At 72.1% G+C, this 10,693-nt stretch carries 6 protein-coding genes; 3 read left to right on the top strand and 3 right to left on the bottom strand.

Annotated elements, in window-relative coordinates; translation table 11 throughout:
- Positions 1 to 239: 239 nt before the first annotated feature.
- The gene (gene secD / locus ABTW95_RS32165) at positions 240 to 2,507 is read left to right on the top strand and encodes a protein translocase subunit SecD (protein WP_500228273.1); all 2,268 of its coding nucleotides are present in this window, start codon (positions 240 to 242) and stop codon (positions 2,505 to 2,507) included.
- Positions 2,508 to 2,554: 47 nt separating this feature from the next.
- On the opposite strand, the gene ABTW95_RS32160 is transcribed toward secD, so the two are convergent.
- The 3 genes from ABTW95_RS32160 to ABTW95_RS32150 all read right to left on the bottom strand — a co-directional run bounded on the left by ABTW95_RS32160 (position 2,555) and on the right by ABTW95_RS32150 (position 6,715).
- The gene (locus tag ABTW95_RS32160) at positions 2,555 to 3,547 is read right to left on the bottom strand and encodes a septum formation family protein (protein ID WP_500228272.1); all 993 of its coding nucleotides are present in this window, start codon (positions 3,545 to 3,547) and stop codon (positions 2,555 to 2,557) included.
- The gene (locus tag ABTW95_RS32155) at positions 3,544 to 4,701 is read right to left on the bottom strand and encodes a DUF4190 domain-containing protein (RefSeq protein WP_396447028.1); all 1,158 of its coding nucleotides are present in this window, start codon (positions 4,699 to 4,701) and stop codon (positions 3,544 to 3,546) included. The genes ABTW95_RS32160 and ABTW95_RS32155 overlap by 4 nt, the downstream gene beginning before the upstream one ends.
- A gap of 127 nt (positions 4,702 to 4,828) precedes the next feature.
- Positions 4,829 to 6,715, bottom strand: coding sequence for a glycoside hydrolase family 15 protein (locus tag ABTW95_RS32150; RefSeq protein WP_396447027.1), 1,887 nt, complete (start codon positions 6,713 to 6,715; stop codon positions 4,829 to 4,831).
- 317 nt (positions 6,716 to 7,032) lie between these two features.
- Between ABTW95_RS32150 and ppdK the strand changes: the two genes are divergently transcribed.
- Together ppdK and ABTW95_RS32140 are read left to right on the top strand one after the other, a co-directional pair.
- The gene (ppdK, locus tag ABTW95_RS32145; RefSeq protein WP_500228271.1) at positions 7,033 to 9,732 is read left to right on the top strand and encodes a pyruvate, phosphate dikinase; all 2,700 of its coding nucleotides are present in this window, start codon (positions 7,033 to 7,035) and stop codon (positions 9,730 to 9,732) included.
- Between the two features lie 139 nt (positions 9,733 to 9,871).
- On the top strand, positions 9,872 to 10,675 hold the full coding sequence (locus tag ABTW95_RS32140; protein ID WP_500228270.1) for a YdcF family protein: 804 nt from the start codon (positions 9,872 to 9,874) through the stop codon (positions 10,673 to 10,675).
- Positions 10,676 to 10,693 lie beyond the last annotated feature (18 nt).

Below are 10,693 nucleotides of genomic sequence, written 5' to 3'. Positions count from 1 at the left end.
TTTCGGATCCACCTGCCTCCGCGGCGAAGGAGTTCGCGCGTCTGCTGACTAGAGAAGGGGTTCAGGCCAAGGCCGGGCGCATCCCGCCGCCCGCCGCCGCGCCGGCCTCACCCGACCTCGCGCCGCCCGCCGCACCGCGCGGGCGCGCGCCGCCCGCCCCCCACGGAGCTGAGACGACCCCTGTCCGCGGTGCCGCACGCTGAGGCGCGGCGCCGAAACTTCCGTGTGGAGGTTCCCTCTTGACTCGCGCCAACCTGGTGCGGGCGGTACTGGCGCTCGCCGTGCTCGCCACGTCCTTCTACTTCGCCTGGTCCAAACCGGCCCGCCTCGGCCTCGACCTCCGCGGCGGCACCCAGATCGTGCTCGAAACCCAGGACTCGCCGACCGTCAAGGCGGACCGCGAGTCCACCGACCGCGCCCGCGAGGTCCTGCACCGGCGCATCGACGCGCTCGGCGTCGCCGAGTCGTCCATCACCCGGTCCGGCGACCGGCGGCTGATCGTCGAGCTGCCGGACGTCCAGGACCCGACCCGCGCCGTCGAGGCGGTCGGCAAGACCGCGCAGCTCACCGCGCATCCCGTGCTGCCCAACACCGGCAAGGCCGAGAAGGGGCAGCAGCTGATCCCGGACGAGAGCGGGCAGCAGATCCTCATCGGCCCCGCCGCGCTCACCGGCGACGGCATCGGCAAGGCGAGCGCCTCCTACGACCCGCAGAACCTCGGCGGCTGGGCCGTCAACGTCGACTTCAAGGGCGAGGGGGGCAAGACCTGGGAGAAGCTGACCGCCAAGGCCGCCTGCGCCGTCGGCGACGAGCGGCGCATCGCGATCGTCCTGGACGGCAAGGTCATCTCGTCCCCGCAGGTGACGCAGAGCGTGCCGTGCGGCGTCGGCATCACCGGCGGCTCCACCCAGATCACCGGGGACTTCAGCGCCGGCGAGGCCAAGGACCTCGCCGCTCTCATCCAGGGCGGCTCGCTGCCCGTCCCGGTGAAGATCATCGAGCAGCGGGTGGTCGGCCCGACCCTCGGCGACGAGGCGATCGACGCCAGCGCCAAGGCCGCCGTCATCGGCATCATCCTGACCGGCCTGTTCATCGTGGCCGTCTACCGCATCGCCGGTTTCCTCGCCACGGCCGCGCTGGCCTGCTACGCACTGATCTCCTACGCGGCCCTCGTCGCGATCGGCGCGACGCTCACCCTGCCGGGCCTCGCCGGTTTCGTCCTGGCGATCGGCATGGCCATCGACGCCAACGTGCTGGCCTTCGAACGGGCGAGGGAGGAACGGGCGGCGGTGCGGAGCCGCAGCGCGCGCAACGCGCTCGCGATCGGCTTCAACAAGGCGTGGTCGGCGATCGCCGACTCCGCCGTCACCACCCTGCTGGCCGGCGGCCTGCTGTTCTGGCTGGCCTCCGGGCCGGTCAAGGGCTTCGGGGTCACGCTGACCATCGGTGTGCTCGCCTCCCTCGTCTCGGCGATGCTGATCAGCCGCGTGCTCACCGACGCCGCCGCGGCCCGGATGCCCAAGATCATGAAGGGCCGGGCCGGCGGGCTCGGCGGCGCCGGGCGGATCCGCAACTGGCTGGAGACCAGCGGCCCCGACATCATGAAGCGCAGCCCGATGTGGGTCGGGATCTCCGCGGTCGCGGTCATCCTGGCCATGACCGGGATCTTCACCCGCGGGCTGAACTACGGCGTGGAGTTCACCGGCGGGCGCCTCGTCGAGTACTCCACCAGCCGGCCCGTCGACATCGACAAGGCCCGCGCCGCCGTCGCCGACGCCGGGTTCCCGCGCGCCGTCGTCCAGACGTCCGGGCAGGACGACATCTCCGTCCGCACGTCCGACCTGACCAACGAGGAGGAGAAGCGGATCCGGGACGCGCTGGCGAAGGCGGGCGGCGGCGCCGCCAAGGAGCGCGACGAGCTGATCGGGCCGAGCCTCGGCAGCGAGCTGCGGAAGAAGGCGCTGATCGCGCTCGGCATCGCCCTGCTCGCGCAGCTGGCCTACCTGACGATCCGGTTCCGCTGGACGTTCGCGACCGGCTCGGTCGTCGCGATGTTCCACGACATCGCGATCGTCACGGGCGTCTTCGCCTGGCTGGGCAAACCGATCGACGGGGTCTTCCTCGCCGCGCTGCTCACGATCATCGGGTACTCGGTGAACGACTCCGTCGTCGTGTTCGACCGCGTCCGCGAGATGTGGGGCCTGAACCCGAAGGGGCGGTTCGCCGACATCGCGAACCGGGGCACGCTGCAGACCGTCCCGCGGACGATCAACACCGGTATGGGCGCGCTGTTCATCCTCGCGGCCCTCGCGGTCCTCGGCGGCGACTCGCTGACCGACTTCGCGATCGCGCTGCTGATCGGCATCGTCGTCGGCACCTACTCCAGCGTCTTCACCGCGACGCCCATCGCCGTCGTGCTGGAGCGCTTCGCGAAGACCCCGCCGCCGCAGGGCAGGTCGAAGAAGCCGGTCCGCCGCACGGCGGACAGCTCCGGCGCCGTCGTCTAGCGGGCCGCGTGCCGCCGGCGCCCGCCGGGCGCCGGCGGCGGGTGCGGTCACTCCGGCATCAGCGACCGCGTCAGCGAACCCCGCACGGCCTCGAACATGCAGACGACCTGCCGCTCGTCCAGCTCCCAGGCCGTGGGGTTCGGCCGCGCGTACGACGGCTCCACGTTCTCCGGCAGGGGGCGCGGGCCCCAGATCTTCCGGGCCCGGGCGGCGCAGCCCCGCGCCGCCCGGTCGTCCATCTCCGCGGTCGAGGGGAGCGTGTCGCCCTTCAGGTCGAAGACGGCGAAGACCTGGATCTTGTGCGGTTCGGTGCAGTCGACGACGGACACCGCGCCGGTCGCGTCCCACTCCTTCACGCAGTCGCCGGGGACCAGGTCGTTGTAGTCCCGGGGCTCCTTGGCGACGTCCTCGAGCGCGACGGTGAGATAGCCGGACCCGATGAAGCGGACGACGCAGGTCACGGTACGGTCCCCGCGCTCCCACATCTCCTTGTCGGGCCGGTCGGTGTAGAGCCGGAACTCCTCGGCGCGGCCCGTCTTCTCCAGGAACGCGGTCCGGTCCCGGCACAGCTTCCCGGCCTCGGCCGCGACCTCCCCGTCGCCCGGGAACGGGCGCTCCGGCAGGGCCGCCCGGCCGGCGATCTCGCCCTCGTGGGCTCCCTTGCACGGCGCCGCCCTCAGGAAGACGGCGACCGACTTCTCCTCGAACCCGACGAAGCAGGTGCCGGGCTTCAGCGCCGAGGCCCGCGGCTGCCCGTAGTCGCTGGCGAGGCCCGGGTCGTCCCCGCCTCGCGGCACGCCCGCGACGACCACGACGGCGATCGCGGTGATCCACGCGGCGGAGGCCGCGATCCCGGCGGCGGCGAGGCCCCGCCCCTTCTCTCCCCGGCGACGGGTCTGCACGAGCGCGGCGGCGGCGAAACCGACCGCGAACAGGACCAGGCCGAGCAGTCCCGTGACGAGCGAGGCGATCGCGAGCCGGTTCGTCCGCCGCCGTCCCGGCTCCGGCGCATCGCCCGGCGGCGTCTCGGAGGCGGTCACGGGACGAGCGATTTCTTCAGCTTGCCGCTGGCGGGCGACAGCAGGCACACGACGTCATGGACGCCCCGGTACCAGTCGTCCTCGGCCGGCATGACGTACATCAGCTGGAGGTCGCGGTCGACCGGGTGCTCCCGGAGGAGCTTGTCGGCGCGCTTGCTGCAGCCGCCGCCCGCCTTCTTGTCGAGCGCGTCCTCGCCCGGGTACCCGCCGTACTCCAGGGAGGAGTCCTCCGTGCGCAGCGTGAACTTCGCGTACACCTGGAAGCGGTGCGGCTTCTTGCAGGAGACGGTGGCCGTGAACGGGTCGGTCTGCTCCCACTCGTCGATGCATTCGCCGACGTTCAGCTGGTCGTAGGTCTTCAGGCTCGTGTCCACCGTGCCGGCGAGGGTCGTCGTGAGCGGCTCGGTGCCCGTATAGCTCATCAGGCACGTGAGCGTGCGGGCGTCGTCGCCGGACCAGGCGTAGTAGGGCTCCAGGTCCTCGCGGTACCGGCTCCGCTGAAGGTATTCGGTCTTGTTCCCGCACAGCTGCTCGGCCCACGCGCCGCTTCCGTCGCTGTACCGCTCCTCCGAGCGCGCGATGACCTCCCCTTCGTGGGGTCGCGTGCAGGGCTGCTCCTTCGCCCGGTACCCGCCCGCGCCGTCATCGGTGAGACCGGTGAAGCAGTCGCCGACGTCGAGGTCGGCGATCGCCGTCAGGCCGTCGCGGCGGGCGTCGGCCCGCCCGGGGCCGGGCCGGCCGAACGGCAGCGCGACGAGCAGCACGGCCGCGGCGACCACCCAGACGGCGGACGCGGCGAGGCCGGCGGCGGCGAGGCCGTGGCCCCGCTCGCCGCGGCGGCCCGCCTGGACGAGCGCGGTGATCGCGAAGCCGACCGCGAGCGGCGCCATGCCGACCAGGCCGGTGACGAGTGCGAAGATCGCGAACTGGTTGGTCCGCCGCCGTACGGGCTCCTGATAGGGCGGCCCGGGCGGGAACGGCGGGGCCGGATACGGCGTGGCCGCGCCGGGTGTGTAAGTGCCGGGTGTGTAGGTGCCGGGGGTGGGAGTGCCGGGTGCGGGAGCGTCCGGAGCGGGGACGTCGGAGGCGGGGGCGTCGGGAGGGGCCCAGGGGGAGGGTTCGGGGTCGTCGTCAGCGGACGGTGGCGTGGTCACGGGCGAACAGTAACCGGGATGTGCAACAAAAAGGTCAATTCCGGCAGATGTCGGCCAAGTTGTGATCAAGGTCTGCGGACGGCCGGGGGAGCGGGCCCGGCCGTCCGTCCGGGCCGGGGGAGCGGGGTCAGGCGAGCGGCGGCTGCGGCTCGTCGTTCTCCGCTCTGATCACCTGCATCACCGCGTTGATCAGCGCCAGGTGGGTGAACGCCTGCGGGAAGTTGCCGAGGTGCCGGCCGGTGTGCGGGTCGATCTCCTCGGCGTACAGCTGCAGCGGGCTCGCATACGACAGCAGCTTCTCGCACAGCGCCCGCGCCCGGTCCAGCTCGCCGATCATCACCAGGGCGCTGACCAGCCAGAACGAGCAGATCGTGAACGTGCCCTCGTCGGAGTCGAACCCGTCGTCGGTCTCCGCCGCGCGGTACCGCAGGACGAGGTCGTCCTCCGACAGCTCGTCGGCGATGGCGAGGACGGTCTCGCGCACCCGCTTGTCGTCGGCGGGCAGGAAGCCGAGCAGCGGGATCAGCAGCGCCGAGGCGTCCAGCGCCGTCGCGCCGTAGTGCGCGGTGAAGACGCCCCGCTCGTCCAGCGCGTTCGCGAGCACGTCCGCGTGGATCTCGTCGGCGGCGGCCTGCCAGCGGCGCGCCCGGTCCTGGTCGCCGCGCACCCGGGCGAGCCGGGCGCCGCGCTCGGCCGCCACCCAGCAGAAGATCTTGGACGAGGTGAAGTGCTGCGGCTCGCCGCGCACCTCCCACATGCCGCAGTCGGGGGTGCGCCAGTTGGCGAGCGCGTCCTCGACCTGCTTGATGATGATCTTCCACAGCCGGTCGTCGAGCCGGTCGCGCTTGCGCACGAACAGGTAGATGGAGCCGATGATCGCGCCCCACACGTCGTGCTGCGCCTGCATGTACGCCTCGTTGCCGATGCGCACGGGCCGGGCGTTGTCGTAGCCGGTGAGGTGCTCCAGCGTGGACTCGGGCAGCTCCTCCCGGCCGTCCAGCCCGTACATGATCTGCAGCTTGCCCTCGGCCGCCTCGGCGACGTCGGTGATGAAGTAGAAGAAGTCGTTGGCCTCCCAGTCGTAGCCGAGCGTGTAGAACGCCCACAGCGCCATCGTGGAGTCGCGTATCCAGGTGTAGCGGTAGTCCCAGTTGCGGTCGCCGCCCGGCGTCTCCGGCAGCGAGGTCGTCGCCGCCGCCGCGACCGCGCCCGACGGCGCGAACGTCAGGCCCTTCAGCGTGAGCGCGCTGCGCTGCAGGTGGCTGCGCCACGGGTGGTCGGGGAAGCGGCCGCGGTCGAGCCAGTGCTGCCAGTGGTGCACCGTCCAGACGAGCCGCTCCTGCGCCTCCTGCCACGACGACGGCGCCGCGTGCTCGCTCCACGACAGCGCCACGAACCGGGACTCGCCCTGCTTCAGCAGCGTCCTGGACGTGGCGAGCGACCCCTCGAACCCGACGTTCATGTCGGTGGTCAGGCGCAGCCCGACGCCGTTGCCGCGCGCGACCGCCTCGTGGTACCCGGCGCCGGTGTGCTCCCAGCGCGCGGGCGTCTGGCCGTAGTCGAACACCGGCATGCAGTCGAGCCGGACCTGGACCTGCCCGTTCACGCACCGCACCATCCGCAGCAGGACGTGGTCGGCGTCGTAGTCGGTCGGCGCCCTGCGGTGCGTGTGGGACCGTTCCGTCTCGTGGTGCCACGGGCCCATCAGCAGCGCGTCCGTCACCACGAGCCAGCCCCCGTGCACCCACCAGGTGGTCTCCATGACCATGGTGCCGGGGATGTAGCGCTGCGCCGCGGGCACCTCGACGCCCGCGGGGCCGACCCGGAAGTACCCCGCGTCGCGGTCCAGGATCGACCCGAACACGCTCGGCGAGTCCATCTTCGGCAGGCACATCCACTCGATGTTGCCGCTCGGCGCGACCAGCGCGGTCGTCTCGCAGTCGGACAGGAACCCGAAATCGGCGATGGGGGCGAACGGATCTCCCGCCCGGCCGCCGGCGACCTTCGGCCTCACAACCTCACCTCCCTGATCTCCATCATCCCCTCTCCCGGGCAATGGGCGCGCCATGTGCGCGCGACCGCCGCTCCGGCCGGGCCCGGAGCGCGGCGTGGTCTCGGTCTCCCCAGTGGAATAGACCATTATCTGCGGTGTGAGCTGGGAAAACTCCCTCCGGCGCACCGGGCGCCGAGCAACCGTCCGATGCGCGGGTACAGTCCCGGCAAACAGGGCAGCGGACCCGCTTCTGCCTGGGGGAACGCGACGGAGCACACCCCTGGGGCAGGTGGGCCGGAACTGCCGCTGGGTGGAACCGGAGCGAAAAGGAGCTCCCCGTGCCGAAGTTCGTGTACGACTTCACTGAGGGTAACAAGGACCTCAAAGATCTGCTGGGCGGCAAGGGCGCCAACCTGGCCGAGATGACCAACCTCGGACTGCCCGTCCCCCCCGGGTTCACGATCACCACGGAGGCCTGCCGGCACTACCTCGAGCACGGGGACCTGCCCGAGGGGCTGGCGGAGGAGGTGAACGCGCACCTCGCCGGCCTCGAGTCCGCGATGGGCAAGAAGCTCGGGCAGAGCGACGACCCGCTGCTGGTCAGCGTGCGGTCGGGCGCCAAGTTCAGCATGCCGGGAATGATGGAGACCGTCCTCAACGTCGGCCTGAACGACGAGTCCGTGCACGGCCTCGCCGCGCAGGCGGGCGACGAGCGGTTCGCCTGGGACTCCTACCGGCGGCTGATCCAGATGTTCGGCAAGACCGTGCTGGACATCGACGGCGACCTGTTCGAGGACGCGATCGAGGAGGTCAAGCGCGCCCGCGGCACCGACCAGGACTCCGACCTCGTCGCCGACGACTTCAAAGGGCTCGTCGACCGGTTCAAGGCGATCGTGCGGGAGCGGACCGGGCGGGAGTTCCCGACCGACCCGCGCGAGCAGATGGACCTGGCCGTCAAGGCGGTGTTCGACTCGTGGAACGCCGAACGCGCGATCCTGTACCGGCGGCAGGAGCGCATCCCCGTCGACCTCGGCACCGCCGTCAACATCTGCTCGATGGTCTTCGGCAACATGGGGCTCGACTCGGGGACGGGCGTGGCGTTCACCCGCGACCCCGCGTCCGGCCAGCAGGGCGTGTACGGCGACTACCTGCAGAACGCCCAGGGCGAGGACGTCGTCGCCGGCATCCGGAACACCGTGCCGCTGACGGAGCTCGAACGCATCGACAAGGCGTCCTACGACCGGCTCCTCCAGATCATGGAGACGCTGGAGAACCACTACCGCGACATGTGCGACATCGAGTTCACGATCGAGCGCGGGAAGCTGTGGATGCTGCAGACCCGGGTGGGCAAGCGGACCGCCGCCGCGGCGTTCCGGATCGCCTGCCAGCTGCTCGACCAGGGGCTCATCGACCTGGACGAGGCCGCCCGCCGCGTCACCGGCGACCAGCTCGCGCAGCTCATGTTCCCCCGGTTCGCCAGCAAGGTCGACGGCGTCCAGAAGCTCACCAAGGGCATGAACGCCTCGCCCGGCGCGGCCGTCGGCAAGGCCGTGTTCAGCTCCGGCCGCGCGGTCGAGCTGGCCGGGCAGGGCGAGGACGTCATCCTCGTCCGCCGCGAGACCAACCCCGACGACCTCGCCGGCATGGTCGCGGCCAAGGGCGTCCTCACCTCGCGCGGAGGCAAGACCTCGCACGCCGCCGTCGTCGCGCGCGGCATGGGCAAGACGTGCGTCTGCGGCGCCGAGGAACTGGACGTCGACGTCAAGGACGGGCACTTCACCGCGCCCGGCGGCGTGACCGTGCACGAGGGCGACGTCATCTCGATCGACGGGTCGTCCGGCGACGTCTACCTCGGCGAGGTCCCCGTGGAGGACTCGCCCGTCGTCCGGTACTTCGAGGGCGAGCTGGCCCTGGAGGACGGCGACGACCTCGTCAGGGCCGTCGACCGCATCATGCGGCACGCCGACGCGCGCGCCGCGCTGAAGGTCCGCGCGAACTCCGACACCCCCGAGGACTCCGCCCGCGCCCGCCGCTTCGGCGCCGCCGGCATCGGGCTGTGCCGCACCGAGCACATGTTCCTCGGCGACCGCCGGCAGCTCGTGGAGAAGCTCATCCTCGCCGAGGACGACGCCGGGCGGCAGGCGGCGCTGGACGCCCTGGAGCCGCTGCAGAAGAGCGACTTCGAGGGCATCTTCGAGGCCATGGACGGGCTGCCCGTCACGATCCGGCTCATCGACCCGCCGCTGCACGAGTTCCTCCCCGACATCACCGAGCTGTCGGTCAAGGTCGCGCTCGCGGGCGACGGCGCCGATGGCAAGGACCGGAGGCTGCTCGAGGCGGTCAACCGGCTGCACGAGCAGAACCCTATGCTCGGACTGCGCGGGGTGCGGCTCGGTTTGGTGATTCCCGGCCTGTTCGCCATGCAGGTCCGCGCGATCGCCGAGGCCGCGGCGGCGCGCCGCAAGGCGGGCGGCGACCCGCGCCCGGAGATCATGATCCCGCTCGTCGGCGCCGTGCAGGAGCTGGAGGCCGTCCGCGACGAGGCCCGCGGCATCCTGGACGAGGTGAAGGAGGCCACCGGCGTCGACGTCCCCGCGCTGATCGGCACCATGATCGAGCTGCCGCGGGCGGCGCTGACCGCCGGGCAGATCGCCGAGGCCGCCGAGTTCTTCTCCTTCGGCACCAACGACCTCACCCAGACGACGTGGGGCTTCTCCCGCGACGACGTCGAGGCGGCGTTCTTCTCCCGGTATCTCGAACTCGGCATCTTCGGGGTGTCGCCGTTCGAGACGCTGGACCGGGAGGGCGTCGGGCGGCTCGTCCGCATCGCCGCCGAGGAGGGCCGCAGGGCGCGGCCCGGCATCAAGCTCGGCATCTGCGGCGAGCACGGCGGCGACCCGGACTCGGTGCACTTCTGCCACGAGGTCGGCCTGGACTACGTGTCCTGCTCGCCGTTCCGCATCCCCGTCGCCCGGCTGGAGGCCGGCCGCGCGGCCATCGCGGCGGCGGACGGCTCAGGGGGCGGCGACACCCGCTGACGTGCACCGCCGGCGGCCGGGTCCCGCGCGTGTTCTCCGCGCGCGGACCCGGCCGCCGGCGCGGGTATGGGTTCCGTTACACGCGGTATGTGCGAACTTCGGACGCGCGCCGGACCATCTCAATAGTGTGTCCGATGCGATGACGGTGGAAGTGGACTTGCCGGAGACCCAGCCCGAAGACCCCCGGTCCGAAGACCCCCGGTCCGAAGAGACCGGCGCCGGGGAGCGGGACGGCCGCGGGCGGCGCCGCCGGTCGCGGTGGGTCACGGTCCCGGTGAGCGTCGTCGCGGCCCTGCTCGCGATCGCCGTGCTGACCCCGCTGACCGTAGGGGCGCGCGTCTGGTACCAGGCCCGGCAGGACGAGCGCCCCCGCTCGGACGCGATCATCGTGCTGGGCGCCGCGCAGTACAACGGGGTGCCGTCCCCGACGCTCAAGTGGCGGCTGCAGCACGCGCTGGACCTGTACCGCGACGGCGTCGCGCCCGCGATCGTCACCGTCGGCGGCAAGGCCCCCGGCGACAACTACACCGAGGCCGCCGCCGGCCGCACCTGGCTCATCGAGAAGGGCGGCGTCCCCGCGGGCAAGGTCTTCGCCGTGCCCGTCGGGCGGGACACGCTGGAGAGCCTGCGCGCCGCCGGCCGGGAGTTCGACCGGCACCACTGGTCGTCCGCCGTGATCGTCACCGACCCGTGGCACGGGCTGCGGTCGAAGCGGATGGCCGAGGACCAGGGCATCAGGGCGGCCGCCTCCCCGACCCGCAGCGGGCCCAGCGTCCAGACCCGCGGCACGCAGTTCAACTACATCGTGCGGGAGACCGGCGGCTACCTGTCGTACGTGCTGCTGGGCAAGAGCGTCCAGGTGCCGGACGAGACCGCCAAGCGCATCCGCCTCGACCCGTCCGGGACCCCGGCCCCGTCGTCCCCCGCGTCGCCGAGCCGCTGAACCTGATCGTGCCGCTTA

The organism is Spirillospora sp. NPDC127506, from assembly GCF_040302145.1.
GTDB lineage: Bacteria > Actinomycetota > Actinomycetes > Streptosporangiales > Streptosporangiaceae > Spirillospora.
This window is presented reverse-complemented; position numbering and strand designations above follow the sequence as displayed.

Excerpts from the sequence above, each read along its gene's own strand:
- ABTW95_RS32140 (WP_500228270.1), top strand. The coding sequence starts at position 9,872 with ATGACGGTGGAAGTGGACTTGCCGGAGACCCAGCCCGAAGACCCCCGG.